Here is a 25,089-nt window from a genome sequence, read left to right on the forward strand (position 1 = left end):
GTAAATTAGATAATTAGAAAATGCGTAAACATTATTCTAATTATCTAATTTTCAAATTATCACATTTTCTAATTAATAGATGGCAAATTTAAAGGAAATACGTAATAGAATTACTTCCGTTTCATCGACGATGCAAATTACATCGGCTATGAAAATGGTTTCTGCTGCAAAGCTTAAGAAAGCACAAGATGCAATCACTGCAATGCGCCCTTATGCCGAGAAATTAACGGAGTTGCTGCAAAATCTTTCTGCGACACTTGAAGGTGAAGTTGGAGGAGCTTACACAACACAACGTGAAGTAAAAAAAGTATTGCTTGTAGCCATAACTTCAAACAGAGGTTTATGTGGTGCATTCAATTCAAATGTTATTAAAGAGATTAAGAATCGTACAGATTTTTATGCAGGAAAACAAGTTGACGTTTTTGCCATTGGTAAAAAAGGAAATGATGTTTTAAGCAAAACTCACAAAGTACACGGTCATCATAACGCTATTTTTGATCATTTGACTTTTGAGAATGTTGCTGGAATTGCTGATAATTTGACTGAGAAATTCTTGTCTGGAGAATATGACAGAATCGAATTAATCTACAATCAGTTTAAAAATGCTGCGACTCAAATTGTTCAAACAGAACAGTTTTTGCCATTAGCACCAATTAAAACTGATGTTGCAGTTTCTGCTGGGGATTATATTTTCGAACCTTCAAAAGAAGAAATTGTGTTAACATTGATTCCTAAATCTTTAAAAACACAATTATACAAAGGTATTCGCGATTCATTTGCTTCAGAACATGGAGCACGTATGACAGCTATGCACAAAGCAACTGACAACGCAACAGAATTAAGAAATCAATTGAAATTAACTTATAACAAAGCACGTCAAGCTGCGATTACAAACGAAATTTTGGAGATCGTAGGTGGAGCAGAAGCTTTGAATGGATAATTAATTCATTAAATATAATTAAAAGGCCAGCAATTTTGCTGGCCTTTTTTTTGTGCAAAACTTTTAATTTTTTATCAAATCAATTTTGTAAGAAAAAAAACTTTTATATCATTTTTTATTTTTGTTTTTAAGAATTATAAAATAAGTGCATTCCATTTAATATTATTTCCGTTTTTCAAGTATAATTACTCTTTTAAAAACATTTAAATATTTTTTTAAGAATTCTAATCTTTTCTGGTTTTTCTATTATTGTAATATATTATTTCTAAATTGGTTTTAAATTGAAAGAAAATCTTTATAATTTGATTTAAAAGTATATTTTTGCTTTTTATTAATTCATCTTAAACATTTACAATATGTTTGAAGCGAAAGAAAACTAAGTAATAATGACAAGCGAAAGTTTTAATTGGAAAAAGCTCTTTATAAATGATGAACAGAGCAGTAACGAACCATCTGAATTTGTAAGATAAATAGAGGCTCCATTAAGTTTAAATAACCAGTTTCCTATTCAAAGTGAAGAAAAATACAATTCAAATTTTATAATAATAAAATCCAGTTCTGAATTTGAGAAAAATAATGCAGTTACTGAAGTTGAAAAAGACGATACATTAGAAAAAGTACTTCAGGAATTAAATGCATTGATTGGCCTTGATCAAGTTAAAAAAGATATTTCGATTCTTGATAAAAAAATAGCCGTCAAATATTTGACGGCTATTTTTTTTTTGGAAGTTTTTTCTTTTTAAGAATATCTATAAACAAGAAAGTTTATAAAATGGTGATTCTCAATTACCCAAAATTGAGAATCAATACCATTTTATAAAATTATTGACACAGATTTATCACTCTGTTGCTTTGTCTTTCATGGGAACAAACTAGCTTTATTAATCCCAATGCTCTGTTTTTTTAAGGGTTACATTTCAGCAGAATCAATCCCTGAGCTTTGTCTTTTATGGGAACAAACTAGCTTTATTAGTCCCAATGCTCTGTTTTTTTAGGGTTACAATACAGCAGAATCAATCCCTTATGCTTTGTCTTTTATGGGAACAAACAAGCTTTATTAGTCCCAGTGCTTCCTTTTTTATAAGGGTTGTATTTAGCTTTCTCAATCCCTGTGAAGCAAATTTAAGAAAACACTGCTTAAGAAAAGTTACATAATTTTTAGCCTCAATTTATATATTTCACATGTTAGGCTCTTGTTAATTGTATAACAGCCATCAAAAAAAAATAATTATTTTTGTTATCTATTTCTGTTACAATGACTTTACAAACACAAGAACTTACTACGATTAATGAAATGCTGGCTCAAATTGACACCATCAGATTTCTATATCCCAACATAACTTTAGAAAAATACCAGGCATTTCTTTCTGAAATGCTTCCCCATAATTATACTCAAATAGCAGTTTTTGAAAATGATGTTTGTTTGGGAATAACGGGATGTTGGTCGGCTACTAAATTATGGACAGGAAAATATCTTGAAATCGATAATTTTGTAGTCCATCCTGAACATCGTTCTAAAGGAATTGGAAAAATTCTTACTGATTTTATTGAGCAAAAAGCCATAGGTTTAGGTTGCAGCAGTATCGTTTTAGATGCTTTTACAGGAAATTTTGGAGCACATCGATTTTATTATAATCAGGGATACAGTCCAAAAGGTTTTCATTTCGTGAAAGTTTTGGACGAAAATAAATTGACTCAATAAAATTCTTAGTAAGTTTTTTTATTGAATTTGTAAAAGCACTAATAAAACCAAAGAATTGGTTATTTTTGTTTTCCGAACTTTATTACTAATTATTTTGGGATTATATAAAAATCTATTCAAACAAACTGCGATTTATGGGCTGGCAACCGTTTTACCACGAATGCTTAGTTTTTTATTGGTCAGATTATATACGGGTATTTTACCTACTGCCGAATATGGCGAAGTTTCAATTGTTTTGTCTTGGATGGTTTTCTTTAACGTAGTTCTTTCTTATGGAATGGAAACGGCATTTTTTAGATTCTACAGTGCCGAAGAGGATAAGAAAAATGTTATCGCAACTTCTACAATATCAATATTTTGGTCTTCCATTGGATTCCTGTTTGCCGCTTTAATCTTTAGAAATACCCTTGCAAACTGGGCAGAAGTTGATGCACAATATATTACGTATTCAGTTTGGATTTTGGTTTTAGATGCTTTAGTTTTAGTACCGTTTTCTAAGCTGAGAGCCAACCAGCGCCCAATGGTTTATGCAGCCATTAAAATTGGAAACGTAGTAATTAATTTATTGCTTAATATCTTCTTTTTAATATATCTGCCAAAATTGGCAGCTTCAAATCCTAACTCAGTTTGGGATAATTTATATGTAGAAAATTTCCAGATCGCTTATATTTTCATCGCAAATCTACTGGCGAGTTTAGCAACTTTTATTGTACTCTCTCCAAATTATCTTTCGTTAGGAAGAAAATTCGATCCTGTACTTTGGAAAAAAATGATGAAATACGGTCTGCCTATTTTAGTTGCCGGATTGGCATTTGCAGTTAATGAACATTTTGATAAAATTTTACTTGGATATTTATTACCGGAGAATTTAGCAAAATCTGAAGTTGGAGCCTATTCTGCCTGTTATAAACTAGGATTGTTTATGGTTTTATTTGCAACTGCTTTTAGATTAGGAATTGAGCCATTCTTTTTCAGTCATGCAAAGAATGAAAATGCACCACAGACTTATGCCGTAATTACAAAATATTTTGTCATTCTGGGTTCGCTGATTTTATTAGGAGTTATCGTTTTTGCAGATATTTTAAAATTCCTGCTTCTGGATAACAAATCATATTGGGAAGCGATGAAAGTAGTCCCACTAATTATTTTGGCAAACTTCTTTTTAGGAATTTACAACAACCTTTCTGTGTGGTATAAATTAACAGATAAAACAAAAATTGGAGCTTATATTTCAATTGTAGGAGCCATTATAACATTACTTTTAAATTACTTTTTAATTCCGAAATATAGTTATTACGGTTCTGCGATTGCAACAATTTCTGCTTACGGAAGTATGATGTTGATATCCTATATTCTAGGAAACAAATATTATCCAATACCTTATGACATGAATAAGATTGGAGCTTATTTAGGAATTTCAATTTTATTTTCGGCTATTTCTTTTTATGGATTTAGAGAAAATTATTTCGTGGGAATTCCGTTATTATTAGCCTTTATGTACTTTGTATATCACAACGAAAAAGACACAATTAAAGGAATTATGAATAGAAAGTAAAGATGCTTTTTTAATCTTTTATAATAAAAATGAAAATACAAATTATCAATAAATCGCAGCACGATTTACCAAATTACGAAACAATAGCTTCTGCAGGAATGGACTTACGTGCCAATATTACAGAATCAATTACGTTAAAACCTTTAGAAAGAACAATTGTAAAAACCGGGCTATTTGTTGAATTACCAATTGGTTACGAAGCGCAGGTAAGACCAAGAAGCGGATTGGCAGCAAAAAAAGGAGTTACAGTTTTAAATTCTCCAGGAACTGTCGATGCTGATTACAGAGGTGAAATAGGTGTGATTTTGGTAAATTTATCAAATGAAGAATTTGTAATTGAAAACGGAGAAAGAATTGCACAGTTAATTATTGCCAAACACGAAAGAGCGGAATGGATTGAAGTTGAAGAACTTTCTGAAACTTCAAGAGGAGAAGGCGGATTTGGGAGTACTGGAGTGAAATAGTTTTCAGTCGAAGCTGACAGTTTTCACTGTCTTAAAAAATGAATTAAAATTTCGTAATGTATTTACGGATTTTGTATTTAAAAACTTGAACTAACTAAACAGGAGATTTTTAAATCTTCACACATAAAATAGAATTAGATGAAAATAATCGTTCCAATGGCAGGTCGCGGATCAAGACTTCGCCCACATACATTAACAGTTCCAAAACCATTAATTCCGGTTGCAGGAAAATCAATCGTTCATCGTTTAGTAGAAGATATAGCCAAAATATTAAAACAACCCATTGAAGAAGTTGCTTTTATTCTTGGTGATGAAGCATTTTTTGGAGATGATCTTGTTGCAAGTCTTCAGGATTTGGCAAAAGGATTAGGAGCAAAAGCTTCAATCTATCGTCAGGATTTACCACTAGGAACAGGTCATGCCATTATGTGTGCAAAAGAATCTTTATCAGGACCGGCAGTTATCGCTTACGCAGATACTTTAATCAGAGCCGATTTTGAACTTGATCCATCAGCAGACGCTGTTATATGGGTAAAACAAGTAGAACAGCCAGAAGCATTTGGAGTTGTAAAATTAAATCAGAATAATGAAATCATTGAACTGGTTGAAAAACCAAAAGAGTTTGTAAGTGATTTAGCGGTTATTGGAATTTATTATTTCAAAGAAGTTGGTGATTTGAAAAAAGAACTTCAAGGTGTTTTAGATAACAATATTCAAAACGGAGGTGAATACCAAATAAATGACGGAATTAAAGCGATGATGGCCAACGGAAAAGTTTTCAAAACCGGAAGCGTTGACGAATGGATGGATTGCGGCAACAAAGATGTTACAGTTGAAACCAACACAAGAATGTTAGGTTTTTTACATAATGACGGAGAACATTTGGTAGACCAAAATGTTACATTAGATAATTCAACTATTATTCCGCCATGTTATATTGGGGAAAATGTTGTGCTGAAAAATACCACAATTGGACCTAATGTTTCAATAGGAAATGGATGTCATGTAACAGACAGTACTATTAAAAATAGCTTAATACAAACTTATTCTCAAATAAAAAACGCTAACTTAGATAATGCAATGATTGGAAATCATGTTAGTTACGACGGTAAGTTTACAAGCATAAGTATTGGAGATTACTCAGTTTTAGAATAAAAAACAGATTCGTTTTCGTATAAAATGAAACCGTAAAAAAGATGAAAAAAGGTGTTTTGATAATTTTATTTTTTGCTTTGTTAAGCAATTCAGCTTCGGTTTTTGCGCAGACAGAACCGGAAGATATTGCTTTGGCACCAGATGAATATCAAGATGCATTTTACGAATCTTTGAAACAAAAAGGAATCGAAAATTACGATAAAGCTATAGCATCTTTAGAAAAATGTATTAAACTAAAACCTTCAGATGCTGTTGCTTACTTTGAAGTTGGAAAAAATTATCTGGCTTTAAAAGAATATCAAAATGCACAAATTGCATTTGAAAAAGCAACACAGCTAAACCCAAAAAACAAATGGTACTGGCTGGGAATTTACGATGTAAGTTACGAAACCAAAAATTATCCTCTGGCAATAGAAACGATTCAGAAAATTATTGTTTTTGATGAAGAATATAAAGACGATTTGATATCGTTATATATGATTACAAATCAACACGATAAAGCACTTGTTGCGATTAACGAAATGAACGATAAATTTGGAAAATCGGCAGAAAGAGATAATTATAAAATGCAGATTCTTTCACAAGGGAAATATCAAAATGCTGAGATTTCAAATTTAATTGAACAAATTAAAAAGAACCCAAAAGAAGAATCAAATTATGTAAATCTGATTTTTCTATATTCAAAATCTGATGAAACAGACAAGGCCGTTGATGTTGCAAAACAACTGGCAAAAGAGCTTCCAAATTCAGAATGGGGACAGGTAAGTTTATTTAAAAGTTATTTAGATGCCAATCAAGCCGATAAAGCGATTAAGTCGATGAATGTTATTTTGTCAAGTTCAAAAATTGATTCAAAAATAAAACATCGCACATTAAATGAGTTTTTGATTTATGTAAATAAAAATCCACAGTATGCACCGGAGCTAGAAAAAGCCATTTCCTATTTTGATAATGACAAAGACGTTGACGTTGCCAAAGAAATTGGAAAATTTTATCACAGTAAAAACCAATTTGAAAATGCCATTAAATACTATGAAAAAGATTTAATGACTAATTCAGATACAGATCGCGAAACAAATTTGCTTTTGCTTGAAGCCTATACACAGGCAAAACAATTTGCACCAATGACAAAAAGAGCGATGACGATGATAGAAATTTATCCAAGTCAGCCTCAGTTTTATTATTATGCAGGTTTGGGAAGCAATCAATTACAGCAATTTAAGAATGCAAAAACCGTTTTAGAAATGGGACTTGATTATGTGGTTGAGGATAAAAAATTAGAAGCAAATTTTAATATTCAATTGGGAGAGGCATATAATGGATTAGGAGATGCTAAGAAAAAAGAGGAATACTTTTTGAAGGCAAATGAATTATTAAAACAAAAGAAGTAAGGAGAAATTAAGATGAAAAAATATATTATAATAGTATTAATGTCGGTTTTTGTAGTTTCATGTAAATCGAAAGCCGTTGCTGTTCAGAACAATAATACTGCCGAAATTGTAACGAAAAAAGACAACAAAGCGATAGAAAAACATTACGAAAATAAACTAGATTTTTCGACTTTATATATTAAAGCAAGCGCCAAATATGCTGATGAAAAACAAAGTCAAAATGTTACGGCCGAAATAAGAATAGAAAAAGACAAACAGATTTTAATAAGCGTTCGATTTTTAGGAATTACAATGGCCAAAGCTTTGATAACTCCATCGGCAGTAAGTTATTATGAAAAAATAAACAGTACTTATTATGAAGGAGATTTTAGCAGTTTAAGTAAATGGCTTGGAACAGAATTAGACTATAATAAAGTTCAGAACTTATTAATAGGTGAAGCTTTTGATGATTTAAGAGAAGGAAAATATACGCAGACTATTGTTGAAAATCTTTTCCGATTAGAAGATCAAAAAGACGAAAAAATTAAAAAAGCATTTTATTTAGATCCTGAAAAATATTTAGTACAAAAAGAAGAAATTTCACAGCCATCTGAAAACAGAAAATTAGAAATCAATTATTCTGATATTAAAACATACAATCAAGGAACTATACCAACCGCGATTGCAATTAATGCAGTACAGCCAAAAGGAACAACCAATATTAATTTGAATTACAATAACATTTCATTTAACGAAGAACTTTCTTTTCCTTATAGCGTACCAAGCGGTTATAAAAAAGTTTTAATTAAGTAAATTTGCAAAAAGAAAAATAGAAAGATGCCAAAATTTCTCCTAAGCCTAATTTTTGTTTGTGCCACGACTTTTGTCTGGGCGCAGGATTCACAGCAAGAAAAACTTGAACAGCGCAAAGCGCAGATTCTTCAGGAAATAAAAGACAATGAAAAAATGCTGCAATCTGTAAGGAAAAAAGAAAAATCAGCGGTAAATGAATATTTGATTCAAGCAAATAAAATCAAACTTAAAGAGAAGCTGATAAATACAACAGCAAAGCAGGAAAAAATTCTGAGCAATGATATGTATATTAACCAAGTTCAGGTTAATAAACTAAAAAAAGAACTGGCAGTTTTAAAAGAAGATTATTCAAAAATGATTTTGAAATCGTATAAAAGCCGTTCTGAGCAAAGTAGAGCCATGTTTATTTTATCTTCTGAAAGCTTTTTGCAAGCATACAAGCGAGCACAATATTTAAAACAATATACAAATTTCAGAAAAAACCAAGGTCTTGAGATTCAAACTAAAACAGCACAATTAGTTGATTTTAATGCCAAGTTAGATGGGCAGAGAAAGGTTAAGAAAAAAATTATTGTAGAAAACCAAAAAGAGCGTGCAACTTTAGAAGTAGAGAAAAAAGAACAGCAAAAACTGGTAAACTCTATTAAAAAAGATAAGAACAGAATTGCCGCAGATATTAAAGCAAAACAAAGCGAGTCTAAAAGAATCGACAGACAAATTGATCGTTTGATTCGTGAAGCTATTGCTGAAGCAAACAGAAAAGCAGCTGCCGAAAAAGCAAAAGAAAATCCTGGATCAACAGTGGCAAAAGCACCAGTTTCGTCTTCTAAAATTGCAATGACACCAGAAGATAAAGTTTTAGCAGCAGACTTTAAAGCCAATAGAGGCAGACTGCCTTGGCCGGTAGAAAAAGGATTTATTTCTCTTGGTTATGGAGATCAGCCTCACCCGCTTCATCCTTCAATTACCGTACACAACTCAGGAGTTGAAATTACAACTGAAGATGGTGCAAGCGCAAGAGCAGTATTTGCAGGTGAAGTTTCTAAAGTAATAGTTTTATCTCCGGTTAATAAAGCAGTTGTAATTCAGCATGGAGATTTCTTTACAGTATATCAAAACTTAAGTTCAGTTTCTGTTAGTCAGGGTGATAAAGTTTCGATTAAACAGAGCATAGGAAAAGTGAGAACCAGCGGTGATACAGGAAAAACAATTATCAAGTTTTTGATTCTTCAAAACACGACAAATTCAGACCCTGAAAATTGGTTACAAAACAGATAAATGAAAGGGAGCTGAAAAGCTCCCTTTTTATTTTAATCATATTGTTCTAAAAAGTATCTAATGACATCTGTTGTAGTTACAATTCCTTTTAGCTCATCATTATCTACAACGGGTAATGCATGAAATTCTTCTTTCGAAAAAATTTCAGCTAAATCTCTAATAATAGTATCAGAAGAAACAGTTTTGGGTTTTGCCGTCATAACCTGCGGAATAGTCAGCATTTGTAAAATGGCTTCGTCACTCCCTTCCTGACCTTCGAATAAAGCACCAAAAGTAAGACGGTTAATATCGGTTCGGCTTATAATACCCACTACTTTTTTTCCGTTTACTACAGGAAGGTGCCTAATAGAATTCGATTTTAATTTTTCTACTACTTTTCTTAAATCGTCATTTTGATTTACAGTCACCACGGTTTTAGTCATGATGTGACTAATTGGTTCTCTTTTTTTCATAATAGATTAGTTTTATATTTACATCAAATATGTAAAACAAAACCTATAAATTATATGATCTTTATCATCGTTTAAATAAAATAAAAAGTAGATATAAAAGATAAATTTTGATAATAATCCTTTAGTTAATTTGAAATTGCAACGAATGAATTTAAAAATAGTATTTTTGCACTATGGAAACAAATAGACAGAAAAAAATAGGCAGCGTAATTCAGAAAGATCTGGTTGATATTCTGCAAGGTGAAGTGAGAAAAAACGGAGTTAGCAATTTGGTAATTTCAGTATCCAAAGTTAGTGTAACCTCAGATTTATCTGTGGCAACGGTATATTTAAGCATTTTTCCTCAAGAAAAAGCAAAGGAAACTTTAGAAGGAATAAAATCAAATACTACTTTAATAAAACATGATTTGTCGCAGCGTGTACGTTTGCAATTGCGCCGTGTGCCAAATTTGGTTTTCTTTATTGATGACTCTCTGGATTATATTGAAAAAATTGACAACGCATTAGCAGAAAAAGAGAACCCAATTGAAAATCGCGATCTTTTAGAAAAAAGAAGAAAATCATAAATTGAATTTCCCATTTTACATAGCCAAACGTTATATTTTTAGCAGAAGTAAAAACAACGCTATTAATATCATTAATTACATTGCCAGCATGGGAATCATTGTTGGAACAATGGCTTTGTTTGTGGTTTTATCTGTTTTTAGCGGATTAAAAGTTTTTAGTCTTTCGTTTACAAACGAGATCGATCCTGATTTAAAAATGACCAGTACCTTAGGAAAATCATTTTTTATTTCGGCTCAACAGGAACAAGACGTAAAAAAGATAAATGGTGTAGCCTCTTATACCAAAATTATAGAAGAGCGTGTTTTGTTTATATTTAAGGATAAACAGCATGTTACCTATTTAAAAGGAGTTGACAGCGTTTATCCTGTTGTTAATGACATCAAAAGAAAACTTTTTAACGGCCAATGGCTAAAACCAGATTCGTTTCAGGTAGTTATTGGTTACGGAATTGCGCAGGATTTTTCGATGGGAATTCTCGATTTTGAAAACCCTCTGCAAATCTTTGCTCCAAAACCCGGAAAAGGCGCAATCGAAAATCCGGAAGAAGCTTTTAATAAAACCGATGTTATGCCGGTTGGAATTTATTCAATAAGCGAAGATTTAGATTCTAAATATGTATTTGCAGATTTAGGTTTGACACAAGAATTATTGATGTATAAACCCAATCAGATTTCCGGAATAGAATTTCATCTCAAAGAAAACGCAGATGAAAATGCCGTAAAAGCACAGCTTAAAAAGATTTTCAATAATAAAATTACTTTAAAAAACAGAGCACAGTTAAATGAGTCTTTATACAAAATGCTCAATACCGAAAATATTGCCGTTTATTTAATTTTTACCCTTGTAATTATTGTGGCACTTTTCAATTTAATTGGAGCTTTGATTATGATGATTTTAGATAAAAAAGGAAATCTAAAAACCCTTTTTAATCTTGGAACAGAAATCAACAGTCTTCGAAAAATATTTCTGCTGCAGGGAACACTGCTAAGCATTTTTGGAGGTTTGATTGGAATGGCTTTAGGAATTATTTTAGTAATTCTGCAGCAACAATATGAATTGATCATGATCACGCCAACGCTGGCTTATCCGGTAGTTTTTACAGTAGAGAATGTTTTGATTGTAATGGCCACAATTGTTTCCCTTGGATTTATAGCTTCCTTAATTGCAAGCAGCCGCGTAAGTAAAAAATTACTGGATTAATTTCTTCTTTAAAAATATTACTTATATTTACCGCCTTGAAAATCTACAGCATATGATTGTTTCTGCCTAATCCTAATTTTATTTTTTAGAATAATTAGGATACTTACGTTTTTACTTTTTTAGTTCAGATTATACATCTGGACCAATTTTATCATTTATCCTAACATATCATGACAGAAACATCTATACAGAAAAGTTTTTTTTCTAAATTTTTTACCACTTTAAAACAAGCCTTAAAAGGCGATGAATCATTTGATTATACTTCGGGAAGTATCAAAAAAGCCGTAATTCTATTGGCCATTCCTATGGTTTTAGAAATGATGATGGAATCGGTTTTTGCTTTAGTTGATTTGTATTTTGTCGGGCATCTAGAAGAAAGCAGTTTTGCCATTCAAACCGTTGGTTTAACAGAATCTGTTTTAACCATTATATATTCTCTCGCAATCGGAATGAGTATGGCCGCTACTGCAGTTGTAGCCCGTCGTATTGGCGAAAAAGACCCTGTCGCTGCCGCAAAAGCCGGAATGCAGGCCATAATCATAGCATTTGCAGTTAACGTTGTCCTGAGTATTTTTGGAATTATGTATGCAAAAGATATTTTGCTTTTGATGGGTGCCTCAGTTAGTGCCGCCGAACACGGTTTCAGATTCACTCAGATTATGATTGGTTCCAGTTTATGCATTATGCTTTTATTTCTGATTAACGGAATTTTTCGTGGAGCCGGAAATGCTGCAATTGCGATGAAAAGTCTTTGGATTGCCAACATTTGTAATATTATTTTGTGTCCGATTTTAATTAATGGTCTTGGACCAATTCCCGCTTTCGGATTAGTTGGCGCAGCATTAGCTACAACTATCGGCAGAAGTATAGGAGTTTTGTATCAGGTATATCATTTGTTTTTTGGAAATGGCGTTCTAAAAATTAAAATTGCTTATTTCGCACCAGATTTTAAACAAATAAAAGCTTTAATTAAAATTGCTGCACCAGGAATTTTACAATTTGTAATCGCATCATGCAGCTGGATTTTCCTGGCAAAATTAGTTGCCACAACTGGAGGTGATCATGGATCTGCGGGTTATCAGACTGCTCTAAGGGTTATGATGTTTTTTATTCTTCCAGCTTGGGGATTGAGTAATGCCGCGGCAACTTTGGTTGGACAAAATTTGGGAGCTAAACAAGTTGAACGTGCCGAAAAATCGGTTCTGACTACAACAAAATATAATGTAATTTTCATGGCTTCGATTATGATTATTACGATAGGTTTTACCAATCCAATTATTTCGTTTTTTATAGATGATAAAACTGATATAAAAATCGCAGTTGAAGCTTTACAAATTATGAGTATTGGTTTTATCTTTTACGGAATTGGAATGGTTTTAATCAATACTTTTAACGGAGCAGGAGATACCTGGACACCAACCGGAATTAATTTCGTAGGGTTTTGGTTGTTCCAAATTCCGCTTGCTTATGTATTAGCCAAACATTTCAATATGGGACCAACAGGAGTTTTTATCGCTATTCCTGTAGCTGAAACTGCGATTACTTTAGCAGGAATCTTTTTCTATAAAAGAGGAAAGTGGAAACGAGTTCAAGTTTAATTTGTACAATATTTCTTAATTTTTAGCGTTAAATTTAATTAACACAAAAGATAGATTTATGAAAACCAAAATTAAATTTTTAGCCATTGTATGTTTGGCTGTATTCGTATTTATGGCCTTTAAACCATTAGATAAAAAAGTGATTCTAATTGATGCAGGTCACGGGGGTTATGATTCTGGCGTGAATAAATATGGATTTGAAGAAAAGAATATCACAGAAGCTATTGCAAGAAAAATAAAAGAACAAAGCAATAGTGAAAATGTTGAAATTGTTTTGATTCGTGATGGAGATATTAGCATGAACCTTACGGACAGAGTGACAATAATAAATAAGTTGAAACCTGATTTGGTACTTTCATTACATGTTAATTCGAATTCGAATATGAAAGCTAATGGAGTAGGAGCTTATATTTCCTCCAATAAAGCGTTTCATGATCAATCTAAAGAAATCGCAGAAATTGCAGTGAACAAAATTGTTTCTTCTGGAAAACTGACAAAAAGATATATTTCGGAAGCTCCATTTCATATCTTAAAATATGCAAATTGCAATATGGTGCATTTAGAGCTAGGATTTTTATCGAATGAAAATGATAGAAACTATATTACAAGTGAAGAAGGACAAAATGAAATTGCAAATAAAATCTTGGAATCGTTAAATTAAAATAAATTAAATAAAAAAGGCCTTCAATTTTGAAGGCTTTTTTGTGCTTTTAAACAAATTCGTAATCAGCATAAACCTCCTCAATCTCCTTCATAATAGCGAATAAATCTTCAGGTTCATCTGTTGTAACTAATTTTTGTTTGAATTCTTTAAATGAATGAATTCCTTTAAAATAGTTGGTATAATGACGTCGCATTTCTACAATTCCCAAACGCTCGCCTTTCCATTCCATAGACCATTTTAAATGATTTCTGGCAGCTTCAACGCGATCAATAACCGTTGGAGCAGGTAAGTGCTCGCCTGTTTTGAAATAATGCTTGATTTCGTTAAAAATCCACGGATAGCCAATCGCCGCACGGCCAATCATGATACCGTCAATTCCGTATTCATTTTTATATTTTAGTGCTTTTTCTGGACTGTCAATATCGCCATTTCCAAAAATTGGCATTGTAATTCTCGGGTTATTTTTTACACGAGCAATGTGCGACCAATCAGAATGACCCTTGTACATTTGAGCACGGGTTCTGGCATGAATTGTCAAAGCCTGGACACCAATATCCTGAAGTCTTTCTGCAACTTCGTCAATATTTATAGAACTTTCATCCCAGCCCAAACGTGTTTTTACTGTAACAGGCAAATCAGTTCCTTTGATAACTGCTTGAGTTAAACGAACCATCAAATCAACATCTTTCAAAACTCCGGCACCGGCTCCTTTGCAGACTACTTTTTTTACGGGACATCCAAAATTGATATCCACTAAATCTGGTTTTACCGTAGAAACAATTTTAGATGACATTTCCATTGCTTCTTCATCACCACCAAAAATCTGAATTCCAACTGGACGTTCGTAATCAAAAATATCCAGCTTCATACGGCTTTTTATAGCGTCACGAATCAATCCTTCCGATGAAATAAATTCAGAATACATCATGTCAGCACCATGCGTTTTGCATAATCTGCGAAACGGCGGATCGCTTACATCTTCCATCGGTGCGAGTAATAAAGGAAATTCGGGTAATTCTATGTTGCCAATCTTGACCATCTTCATAATTTTTTGCAAAATTACAACATTTAGTTTAATTTGTACCAAATTGAGGTTCAAAGGTTCAGAGCAGCAAAGGTTCAAAGGCTTTTTAAGCAGATATAGGTCATTTATAGCCAAATATTTGTCATTTCGACGAAGGAGAAATCACACCTGTATTTCCGGTTAGAGAATCGCCAATCTTTGTAGAGTTTCGAGTGTGATTTCTCCCTGCGGTCGAAATGACAAACAAAACCTGTTTAGGTTAGATTAAGAAACCTTTGTCCCTATGAACCTCTGAACCTTATACTACGTTCTATAGTCGAAAAATCGAATTGGTTTGCGGCTCATCGGGTTAAAAACTAAAGGGTTTAAAGTTTCTTTAGAGGCGAATTCTATTTTTGGAGTTACCCTTAACTTGGCTCTAAAGTGATCTTTGATTTCCTGTAAAAATTCGGGAGACTGATTTTTTACAGCAATTTTTATTACGATTTCATCAGTGCCTAAATCGTTGGTTGAAATTTCAATAATATGATTTTCGATATTGTCGAATCCGCTCAAAACATCATTCATTGCCGGCGGATACAGTGTTGTTCCTTTATATTTAATCATTTGTTTTTTACGGCCAACAACGGGACCTACACGTAAAGTGTTTCTTCCGCAGGCACAAGGTTCGTCATGCATCTGTACCATATCCCCGGTTTTAAAACGCAGTAAAGGCATTGCTTCGATTCCTAAAGTTGTAAAAGTAAGTTCGCCCGTTTCTCCGTTTTTTACAGGTAAATTATTTTCGTCCAGAACTTCAACAATAATCAGTTCCGGATGATGATGGCCGCCGTTTCCGTGTTCACATTCTGTAAATGCCGTACTCATTTCGGTAGAAGCATAAGTAGAGAATAACTTAATATTCCATTTATCCGTGATTTTTTTAGATAAAATATTCATTGCAAAATCCTGCTCTCGCAATGATTCTCCAATACAAACGGCACCTTTTATACTTGAATTATTATAATCGATTCCGTGAATTTCTGCATATTCAATTAATTTCAATAAAAAAGAAGGAACCGTAATTAAATACGTTGGATTGTATTTTAAAATCGAATCCCACTGCATTTCCGGAATTCCGGCACCAACGCGAATAACGCCCACTTTCAATTTTCGAAGACCTAGAAAATAAGCCAGACCCGCCATAAATTTTCTGTCAATTGTCGTCATCAATTGTACCACATCGCCTTCTGCAATTCCGGCACAGGCAAACGAAATCGCTTCGTTATAAGCCAATCGGTCCAAATCAGAATCGGTTAAACCAAATGTTACAGGATCTCCTAAAGTTCCGGAAGTAGAGGCGTAGTCGATAATTTTATTTTGCGGAACACACAAAAAATCATCGTTATATTGTTGTAAATCTTCTTTTGTTGTAACAGGCAGAAACTGTAAATCTTCAAGGGTTTTAATTTTTGAAATATCAATATTCTGTCCGGCAAAAAGTCTTTTATAAAAAGGAGAATTCTCGCTGATGTAAGTTAAAAGTTCGGCTAATTTTTTTTCCTGAAAAATTTTAATGTCTTCTAAAGAATCTTTTTCTATTGCTGGAATCATTGTAACTTTCTTTTGATTTTTTTTAAATATTTTTCAATTTTTGCTTTGTCAGGCACTGTAGTAATTTCTTTAGTCAAAGCTTTTTCAAAATTAAGCTTCGCCTGCTGAAATTCTTTTATTTGGTAAAAGTACAATCCTGCTTTATAATACACAACCCAATAATCAGGGTTTAATGATTGATAATTCTGAAGAAATTCTGGATAAATCTTTTCTTTATTTTCAAGAAGAGAATCTATTTTATGATTTTCAATTCTAAATTTTTGATAGTCACGATAAGCCGTTGTTTTTAAAAACGGATCTCTGGCAATATTTAAATTTTCCTTTTGAAAAGAAACCACAGAATCATTTTTTCTTTTGCCGAAAATCAAGTTCAAATCATAACATATAAATTCTCCTAATTGATATGGATTTGCCGAAACCCAGACTAATTTTTCTTTTGGTTTAAAAATAATTCCGTGATGCGCCATTAACTGATTCAACGCTTTTTCTGAACCATAACCCAATTTTATATCTTTTAAACCGTTTTTATTTCGAAGAATTTCTGATGCAATTTTAGGATTCACTTTTGGGTTTTGAGATAATAATTCCCGCATTCTTTCAAAGCGATATTGGGAATGGCTGTTTAAAATCTGTTCCTTATTTCGTTTATCGGCTGCAAAAGCTTCTCCCTGAAAATGATTCGAACAAATTAATTGATCGCTGTTTGGAACATCGTAAACGTCCATTTTTGTTGGAGAAACCTCAATCAAAATAGCTTTGTTATCATTGGAGCTTCCCACCATAATAGATTCAGAAACAAATACTTTTCTTTTTTTTGCAATTGTTACAGCTTCGTCAATATTCTTGGCGTGTTGTAAAATTTCGCGTGTTAAAATTGAAATTGGTGTTTTCGCAATCAGCGGAATTTTAGATTTCGAAGCGTTAATCGTTACCGTTAAACCTTCCTGATTCATTCCCGAAACCGCACCCACCATTCCCGGCCAGGTAACCATCATAAACGGATAACCATCTTTTGGATTTATAAAAGCAGCAATTTTATTTTCCGCGAAAGCGTCATTTACATAAAAATCAAAATTTCGCCCCAGAATTAAACTGCCGTCTTCTGATTTTTCGTTCCACGCCGCAAAAGAAGAACAGCCAACCAGAGCCAGATCTTGTAAAGCGTGCCCAATATCGTGTGCGCCATGCAGATATAAACCTCTTTGATATTTTGGTGCAATATTGTTGAACTCATCCGATGTATATTCAGAAACACCGTAAATTTCAGTTTGATATTCTTCGGGAACATTCAAATACAATTTTCGATTATACCATCTTAGAAACTGGCGAAGCAGTCTCTGCTGAAAGCTCGACGGAATAAAATCGTTTATTTTAGAGAAGAAAATCTGTTGTTGTTTTTTTAAAAGAGAATCTGTTAAAGCTCCGGTGTTAAAACCAATTTCCAGCGGATCGCCTTCGACATATAATTCCCAAAGACCTTGTTTATTTTTTAAAAGAGAGTTTTTTCCGGATACAAAAACCGAATCTGATTTTTTTACAACAATTGGTTTTTGTGAATTGAAACCTGAAAGATCAGGTTTATGACGCATTGATTTTGATGTTCCGCAAGAAACGAAAAGTTGCAAAAAACCGATAAATAAGAAAAATAAAATTCGGTTTTTCATGACCCTCTATTCAGATTTCGTATTAATTTTAGTTAAAAGATATTCTTTCCCAATAATTTCAGAGCAAGTATTTACCGCTCCAATGGTAACACCCAGAACCCCGTGCATATTAGTACTTTGGCCCGTAAGATACAGATTTTCCAGCTTAGTTTTTACCGGAATCATCGTTTTCATAGGATTATTAGAATCTTTAACATATCCATACATGTTTCCATTATGTCCGCCAATATAATCACGATACGATAATGGAGTAGAAGTATGAATTGACTTTATACAATCTCTGATTCCCGGAAATTTGATTTCGATTTCTTCCAGAAATTTAGCTGCTTTTCGGTTTTTGAATTCTTCATAACTTTCCCCGCGGTCACTTTCTTCGGCAGTTGTATTAAAAGTATCGGCCCAAGTTTCGACATCTTTGTATTTCATGTACGTTAAAAAAGTCATGCCCTCTGCCCAGATTTCTTCTTTTTTAGAAGCATTCATGGATGCCATATAACTTTTTGGCCATGAACTTTCATCATATTCCTGAGCCGTCCAGACATCATCGCTTTTTTTGAAATGATAAAAATTATGATTGATGTATTTAAAACTTTCCGGTTTAAAAACGATATACAAACTAAAAGCCGAAATGACATCTTCAAGATCCTGAATTCGGTTAAAAAAGGCTTTTCTGAAGTTTTCTGCACCCGCCATTTTTAAAGTTGTTTTAGGTTCAATATTCGAAATAAAAATTGAACCTGAAACTTGTGTTCCGTCTTTTAAATCTACAGAAACTACTTTATTTTCTTCAACATTAAAACGGGTAACTTCTTGGTACTTATAGAATTCCCCGCCGTTTTTTTTGAGTTGTTTTAAAAGCTGTTTGGTAATCTGACTTCCGCCGTTTATGCAACGCCAAGAACTTTGAATATAGGAATTAACAGAAAGCGCATGAACATAAAAAGGCGATTTATCCGGAATTCCTGCGTACAGAAAATTTGATCCGGCAAGCACCGCTTTTAGTTTTTCATTTTCGGTAAACGCATCAATAGTTTCTTTTGCATTCAGCTCCAGAATTTCAGGATCGTATTTTCCTTCCCAGTTTAAATTGTAAAGCGGAAAAGCATCACAGACTGTTTTTAATTTTTCGCAGTATTTTTTAAGATTTTCTTTTTCTTCCGGAAAGAAAACAGCAAGCTGATTTACGAAATTTGCATAACCTTGTGCGTGCGGATATTCGTTTTTATCGTTTTCAAAAGAGATCATATCGAAGCGGTTTTCATCTAATTTTTTTAAATTAAGATGATCGATAATGCCAAGATATTTGAAATATTTATAGAGATTTTGTCCTTTTTCTAAACCTCCGATGTAGTGAATTCCGGTATCAAAAATAGTTTTATCGCGAACAAAAGTCTGAAGATTTCCTCCGTATTGATTGTTTTTTTCGAGTACACAAACGCTGTAACCTTCCTTTGCCAAAATGATAGACGAAACCAATCCGCCTAAACCACTGCCAACAATTATTACATCGTATTGCTTTTTCATTTACTTTTTGTTTAAAACAATTATTCCGTTTTCTTCTGAAATAATCTCAAAACCAGAATTAAGCAGTTGTGTTTTTAAACCGGAACAATTTACTAAAATAACAGACGAAATAGCTGCAACGGCTTTTTCAATTGCGGCAGCATAACTTTCATCAGAAATTAAAAGTACTTCGTGCTGATTTTCAAATGCCGATTTTAATTGATCTGCATAAAATATTTTTCTCTTTTTGAGGAAATAATTGGTTTTGGCAACCAATACTTTTTCTTCATCATTGATAAAAGAAACTATTTTTCGCTGTGGTTCCTGGAGTGTCAATAAAACATCCAATTGCCCGTAATCACTGCCAAGATGCAAAATTTTAGCTTTTGGATTTAGGTGTTTATTTAAGTTGAAATAGATTTCTAAATTCTGTTTCAGGTCTTTTTTTACACTGTCACCAATTTCAATTTCTTTGTAATCGTAACTATTGATCACCATTTTTTTGAAATAATCCGGGCCTTCAAGTTCTTGTCTTATTCTACGAAATTCCGCTTTAAAGAAAGTGCTTATTTGTTTCGTTTTTTCGGCATAATTATTTCCAAAAGAAAGATTATCAGGCGTAATTCTTTTTAAAATCGAAACAGTAAGAGCGCTTTTGTGAATTACAAAATCGCCTTTTGGTATGGCTTCTGAAGCACCGTGAATAATAATCGGAATAATATCCAGATTGAATTCTTCGGCTAAAAAGAAAGCGCCTTTATGAAATCTTTTAATAACATTGTTTTCTGAACGAGTGCCTTCGGGAAAAACCATTAAAGAATAGCCTTCATTTACTTTTTTGCGTAAATGTTCTACACCGCCTTCTAAACCTTCAGAAACCGGATAAAATCCTGCTTTTCTAACAATACCGCCAAAAATAGGAGAGTTGTAAACCCAGTCGCTTACTAAAAAGATAATTTTTGGACTCAGCATTCCCATAGCTAAAATATCGACAAAAGAAGAATGATTGGCAATGATGACAGCTGGTTTTTCGAAAGTTTCGTTATAATTATTAACGACTTTTTTGTGAATAAACGGATTCGAATACAATACTGATTTCATTAATTTTGAAACCACATATCTAAATCCTTTCATTTTTGTTTTGGCGCTCAGCGGTATAATCGGCATAAGCGTAAAACTAAAAACGGACATGACAAAACCCCCTAAACCATAATAGGTAAACGAGATTACACCATGAATAAAAGTGCGGAGTTTAAATGGCGGATTTCCTTTTTTTGGACGATTCGATAAAAAGACTTTAAACAGAATTGGGTAAAAAATAAAGGTGATAATCAGCGCGGCAAAAACCCCAATTAACGAAACCGAAGAAATAGATCGTAACGCAGGATGTTTAGCAAAAATCATGGCACCAATTCCTAAAATGGTCGTAATTACTGCCAGAATAATTGAAGTTCTGTAAATCGCAATTTCATTTTTTCCGTTGGTATATTCTTTTTGCAAAGCACTTGTCATGAAGATGCTGAAATCAACTCCGTGACCAAAAATCAAAGTGCAGACAATCATGCTGAAAATATTCATTTGAATACCAAAAATGCCCATTATTCCTGCCGTTACAATTCCAGTTAAAGCAATTGGAATACAGCTGATGATGACTAATTCAATTCTTTTGAAAAAGAAAAACAGAATTAGAATTACAGCAACAAAAGAATAATTTACAAGCGAATTAAAATCAGTTTTCAAAGTGCTGAAAAAAGTTTCATTCATCTGCTGGCGGTCGATTGCAATGATATTTTCTTTGGCGGAAGCCGATTTTACAAAACGATCACGCTGTTCCGGCGTAACTTTTACCAAAGTTGAAATCGTATAAAAACCATTTTTTTCGGTTACAAATTCTTTCAGCTGCAATGCCTGAATTTTTAAATAATCTTTGGTCGAAATAGGTTTAAAATCAAAATCTAAATGGTCAAAAAATAAAGAATACGTACTGGGCTTAAAGCCGAGTTTAGAACCTTCGGCAATTAATCCGGCTTTTAAAATTTGTTTTTTATCTGAATTCCAGAATGAATTCCATTTCTGGATTTTTTGTTCTTGTTCTTTTTGCGAAAGTACAATACCGCCAACTGAACTGAAATTCAATATTTTATTTTGTTGTTTTTCTTTTGATAAATCGCTGAAAAGTCTGCTGTTGTTTTGAAGCACTTCTTCCATGCTTTTTCCATACGACGCCACATAAATGGTTTTAGAAGTTAAGCTTGTGCTTTCTTCCAATTGTTTTTCGGCCGCTTTAATATCCTTTGGCACAAAATTTAACTGCGACAAATCGTTATTGAAACCTACATTATTATAAGTAAAAAAACAGATAATGGTAATGATAACGCAGAATCCGATTAAAAATTTGTTATTGTGAAATGAAAAATGCGCCAGTTTATCGATCACATTTTTCTTGTGTTCAAAGTTATTTTCTTTTGGATTGTATAAATGCGGCACAATTAAAAGAGAAAAAACTCCCGTCGCCATAACAATAACGGCAGCAAAAATTCCGAGATCGTTCAACGCATCCGATTTTACAAAAAGCAGACATAAAAATGCAACAGCGGTAGTAGAACTGCTCATGATTACGGGCATGGTAATGTCTTTGTACAACGTTTTGATGTCGCTGTTATGTTTGTAATGTGTAAGAATATGAAGCGAATAATCGATCGTGATTCCTAATAAGATAGAACCAATTCCGAGTGAAATGGCAGAAATTTGTTCTTTGACAAAATATAAAAATGCTACGGCAAATAAAGCTCCGAAAACCGTTGGAAGAAAAATAATTAACGGAATAAATATTTTTCGGTAAAACAAAATCAGAATCAGCATTAAGGTAAACATCGCGATTGAAGTTGTCAATACAATATCACTTTTGATTTGTTTTGCATTGGCAGCAGCAATCAAAGCGGAACCAAAATAACTTACCGAAGTTTTTCCTTTATACAGGGTATTTAAATTTTCCTGAATTGATTTTAGCTTTTCGGCAAAAATGCTGTTTTTTTCGGTTTCGCTCGATGAAATATCTGAGGTTATAAAAAGCAGTAATTTCTTTTTATCCTTTGTCATTACAAAACCATTGTCGAGCGTAAAATCGTCTCCAACATTTAATTGCTGTAGTTTTTTTAACGCAATGAAACAAATTCCAAGAGGGTCTCGCAGAATAAAATCTTTGGTAATAAATCCGGATGGAGAAATAATCGATTTGTAATTTCCCTGAACGGTTGCCGCAATACTGTCTTTTTGAAGTTTTTCCTGAATTAAGGCATAATCTTTATCATCCAGAAAAAGAGGCAGATTGTTGTAAACAAAATCAATAGTTTCCTGAATATTTTCTTCGTCTATTTTTCCCTGTATACCGCTTATATATGGTTTGCAGGATTTAGAAACACTGTCTGAAAAAACAGAAGCCATTTCTTTTAAATCTTCAGCAGAACCGTTTTTTTCGAGTTTGAAAATTACGGTGGTTTTATCGGCAAAATTTAATTGTTTTAAAACTTTTGCAGTCGCATCGGCTTTGTCGTTTGCGGGAATGAGTTTGGTAATGTCTTCTTCAAACTTAATCTGCGAAGCAAAAAAGCCAAATACAAAAAGCATCAAAACAGCCAGAAAAACCGAAAGGGATTTTTTTCGATTTACAAATAAATGAATGGCGTAGAAATATTGATGCATGGTTATTTATTTTTTTTCCGCGACAGATTATACGGATTAAAATGATTTTACTATCTGTATCAGTTCGCTGCGAATTCACGAACTTGAAGAAATTAATTCGTGAATTCGTGGCGAAAAAAAATCTTTGTAAATCCTTTAATCAGTGGCAAAACCTTATTTACTATTCGTTTTATTTTTAGAACTAAAAGCGGTTAAAAGCAAATAACTTATTAGTCCGGCTGATAGTGCTAAAACGGTTGCTAAAATAAGACTTCCGACGATATATTGTGCAGCGTTTTTTTGAATATCGTCGAGTGTGGCCGAACTATCTAAAATTAGAGGTGCATCACTGGACACAAAAAAACTTCCGGTTTTTAAAGAACCATAAATTATAAGCGGAATAAAGGGAGGAAAACTCACATTTGATGACAAAAATGCAATGACTTTATTCAATCGGAACAAAGCGGCAAAAGTAAAAAGGAGAATGGTTTGAAATCCCCAAAAAGGCGAAATCCCGATAAAAATTCCCAAAGCAATCGCAGCTGATTTCTTAAAATTAGAATCCTTGCTTTCTAAAATATCTTCAAGTAAGAATTTTTTAATCCCTTTTTTTTTTGCTTTTCTGAAAAAATCTCTCGGCTTAATATACAACAAAGCGTTGGTTACCAAAACGGTATTTAAAATACTGATTCGGGTAAAATCCCTGAAAGGACGAAAATGTGAAACGCGTTCAGCAGGATCGTACAAAATTTGAATAGGTATATTTTTAACAACAATTCCTTTCCAGGCAGAACGCACAATTACTTCGATTTCAAACTCAAATTTATTGGTATAAAATCGTTTTGGAATTAATTTTAAGGGATATAATCTAAAACCTGACTGCGTATCTTCGAGAACAATTCCAGTTTCAAACTTGAACCAGAAATTGGAGAATTTGTTTCCAAAGCTGCTTTTCTTAGGAACATTTTCCTGAGTCATGTTTCGGCTTCCAATTAAAAGCGAATTGGGTTCTTTTTGAATTTCTTCAATGAAAATGGGAATATCAGAAGCGAAATGCTGGCCGTCAGAATCTATCGTAATGGCATATTCGAAATTTAATTCAATTGCTTTTCTAAAACCATTTCGCAGCGCTCTTCCTTTTCCTAAATTTACAGGATGGTGAATTTGAGTAAGCTGCGAATATTGTTTTAAGATTTCGTTGGTTTCATCTGTAGAACCATCGTTTACGATAATGATATTTGAAGTGAAATCTAAAATAGAATCCAGCACTCTTTTTAATGTTTTCTGGTTATTGTAAGTCGGTACAATAACACAAAAAGAAGTTGAATCGAGGAGTTCCTGATTTGATATAATAGGTTTCATTGAGAATTTTTCATGAGCTTATTTTACAAACTGCTTCTCTTTTTCAGAGAAACTTTTTGCCTGCAAAACAAATTCTTTTAGATATTCTTTTAAAGCACCACTCTGCGCTGCATAATAAGTAGTGATGAATTTTTTATCTTCTTTAATATTTTTTTTATAACCCGTAATAGCGGGAACATCTTCCTGGATACTTAGTCTGATCATTCGCATTTCAATATTGCTCGGATCACTTTTAATGGTTGCTTCAAGAAGTTTCGCGCCTTCTTTAAAGCGTGAAATTTTACTTCCCATTATGCTTTCAAATTTAGAATCTACTAAGATGGAAGCGGCTTTGTAAGCCACTAAAATTTTCTCATCATTGTTAGAAACGCCAGAAAGTTTTTCTGTAAATTCTTTAGCATTCGCCTCTGATTTTGCAACTTCAGGGTAGATTTTTCGGATAGAGGCCAAATCGGGTGTGTTGGCAAAATTTATCCATAGAAGTAGTGATACTAGTAATTTCAT

General features: G+C 32.9%; 20 protein-coding genes. 12 read left to right on the forward strand and 8 right to left on the reverse strand.

Annotated elements, in window-relative coordinates:
- The first annotated feature begins 79 nt into the window (after positions 1 to 79).
- From atpG to L1276_RS07805, 8 genes are all read left to right on the forward strand, one after another.
- Entirely contained in the window at positions 80 to 940 is an 861-nt protein-coding gene (gene atpG / locus L1276_RS07770; protein ID WP_253786553.1) for an ATP synthase F1 subunit gamma, read from the forward strand.
- Between the two features lie 1,255 nt (positions 941 to 2,195).
- The gene (locus L1276_RS07775; protein WP_253786555.1) at positions 2,196 to 2,642 is read left to right on the forward strand and encodes a GNAT family N-acetyltransferase; all 447 of its coding nucleotides are present in this window, start codon (positions 2,196 to 2,198) and stop codon (positions 2,640 to 2,642) included.
- A gap of 94 nt (positions 2,643 to 2,736) precedes the next feature.
- The gene (locus L1276_RS07780; RefSeq protein WP_253786557.1) at positions 2,737 to 4,197 is read left to right on the forward strand and encodes a lipopolysaccharide biosynthesis protein; all 1,461 of its coding nucleotides are present in this window, start codon (positions 2,737 to 2,739) and stop codon (positions 4,195 to 4,197) included.
- Between the two features lie 29 nt (positions 4,198 to 4,226).
- Complete coding sequence (gene dut / locus L1276_RS07785; protein WP_253786559.1) at positions 4,227 to 4,661, forward strand: dUTP diphosphatase; 435 nt, start codon at positions 4,227 to 4,229, stop codon at positions 4,659 to 4,661.
- 138 nt (positions 4,662 to 4,799) lie between these two features.
- Positions 4,800 to 5,816, forward strand: coding sequence for a sugar phosphate nucleotidyltransferase (locus L1276_RS07790; RefSeq protein ID WP_253786561.1), 1,017 nt, complete (start codon positions 4,800 to 4,802; stop codon positions 5,814 to 5,816).
- A 41-nt stretch (positions 5,817 to 5,857) separates the two neighbouring features.
- A complete protein-coding gene (locus L1276_RS07795; RefSeq protein ID WP_253786563.1) occupies positions 5,858 to 7,207 on the forward strand; it encodes a lipopolysaccharide assembly protein LapB in 1,350 nt (449 codons plus the stop codon).
- A 12-nt stretch (positions 7,208 to 7,219) separates the two neighbouring features.
- A complete protein-coding gene (locus L1276_RS07800) occupies positions 7,220 to 7,999 on the forward strand; it encodes a DUF4292 domain-containing protein (protein ID WP_253786564.1) in 780 nt (259 codons plus the stop codon).
- A gap of 24 nt (positions 8,000 to 8,023) precedes the next feature.
- A complete protein-coding gene (locus tag L1276_RS07805; protein ID WP_253786566.1) occupies positions 8,024 to 9,277 on the forward strand; it encodes a murein hydrolase activator EnvC in 1,254 nt (417 codons plus the stop codon).
- 32 nt (positions 9,278 to 9,309) lie between these two features.
- Here the strand turns inward: L1276_RS07805 and L1276_RS07810 are convergent, their stop codons facing one another.
- A complete protein-coding gene (locus L1276_RS07810; protein WP_253786568.1) occupies positions 9,310 to 9,729 on the reverse strand; it encodes a CBS domain-containing protein in 420 nt (139 codons plus the stop codon).
- 173 nt (positions 9,730 to 9,902) lie between these two features.
- Between L1276_RS07810 and rbfA the strand changes: the two genes are divergently transcribed.
- The 4 genes from rbfA to L1276_RS07830 all read left to right on the forward strand — a co-directional run bounded on the left by rbfA (position 9,903) and on the right by L1276_RS07830 (position 13,755).
- On the forward strand, positions 9,903 to 10,295 hold the full coding sequence (gene rbfA / locus L1276_RS07815; RefSeq protein ID WP_253786570.1) for a 30S ribosome-binding factor RbfA: 393 nt from the start codon (positions 9,903 to 9,905) through the stop codon (positions 10,293 to 10,295).
- A 1-nt stretch (position 10,296) separates the two neighbouring features.
- Entirely contained in the window at positions 10,297 to 11,496 is a 1,200-nt protein-coding gene (locus L1276_RS07820) for an FtsX-like permease family protein (RefSeq protein WP_253786572.1), read from the forward strand.
- Positions 11,497 to 11,666: 170 nt separating this feature from the next.
- The gene (locus L1276_RS07825) at positions 11,667 to 13,094 is read left to right on the forward strand and encodes an MATE family efflux transporter (protein WP_253786573.1); all 1,428 of its coding nucleotides are present in this window, start codon (positions 11,667 to 11,669) and stop codon (positions 13,092 to 13,094) included.
- Between the two features lie 58 nt (positions 13,095 to 13,152).
- Positions 13,153 to 13,755, forward strand: coding sequence for an N-acetylmuramoyl-L-alanine amidase (locus L1276_RS07830; RefSeq protein ID WP_253786575.1), 603 nt, complete (start codon positions 13,153 to 13,155; stop codon positions 13,753 to 13,755).
- A gap of 49 nt (positions 13,756 to 13,804) precedes the next feature.
- Here the strand turns inward: L1276_RS07830 and dusB are convergent, their stop codons facing one another.
- The 7 genes from dusB to L1276_RS07865 all read right to left on the reverse strand — a co-directional run bounded on the left by dusB (position 13,805) and on the right by L1276_RS07865 (position 25,089).
- Positions 13,805 to 14,797, reverse strand: a complete 993-nt coding sequence (gene dusB / locus L1276_RS07835) for a tRNA dihydrouridine synthase DusB (protein ID WP_253786577.1) — start codon at positions 14,795 to 14,797, stop codon at positions 13,805 to 13,807.
- Positions 14,798 to 15,085: 288 nt separating this feature from the next.
- Positions 15,086 to 16,375, reverse strand: coding sequence for a phenylacetate--CoA ligase family protein (locus L1276_RS07840; RefSeq protein ID WP_253786579.1), 1,290 nt, complete (start codon positions 16,373 to 16,375; stop codon positions 15,086 to 15,088).
- Entirely contained in the window at positions 16,372 to 18,039 is a 1,668-nt protein-coding gene (locus L1276_RS07845; protein WP_253786581.1) for a C45 family peptidase, read from the reverse strand. Before L1276_RS07845 ends, L1276_RS07840 begins: the two co-directional genes overlap by 4 nt.
- A gap of 6 nt (positions 18,040 to 18,045) precedes the next feature.
- Positions 18,046 to 19,563: an NAD(P)/FAD-dependent oxidoreductase gene (locus L1276_RS07850; protein WP_253786583.1), complete on the reverse strand. Its 1,518-nt coding sequence runs from the start codon at positions 19,561 to 19,563 to the stop codon at positions 18,046 to 18,048.
- A complete protein-coding gene (locus L1276_RS07855) occupies positions 19,564 to 23,244 on the reverse strand; it encodes a 1-acyl-sn-glycerol-3-phosphate acyltransferase (protein ID WP_253786585.1) in 3,681 nt (1,226 codons plus the stop codon).
- 153 nt (positions 23,245 to 23,397) lie between these two features.
- Positions 23,398 to 24,585, reverse strand: coding sequence for a DUF2062 domain-containing protein (locus L1276_RS07860; RefSeq protein ID WP_253786587.1), 1,188 nt, complete (start codon positions 24,583 to 24,585; stop codon positions 23,398 to 23,400).
- A gap of 18 nt (positions 24,586 to 24,603) precedes the next feature.
- The gene (locus L1276_RS07865) at positions 24,604 to 25,089 is read right to left on the reverse strand and encodes a hypothetical protein (RefSeq protein WP_253786589.1); all 486 of its coding nucleotides are present in this window, start codon (positions 25,087 to 25,089) and stop codon (positions 24,604 to 24,606) included.

This window comes from Flavobacterium sp. HSC-32F16 (assembly GCF_024171645.1).
Taxonomy (GTDB): domain Bacteria; phylum Bacteroidota; class Bacteroidia; order Flavobacteriales; family Flavobacteriaceae; genus Flavobacterium.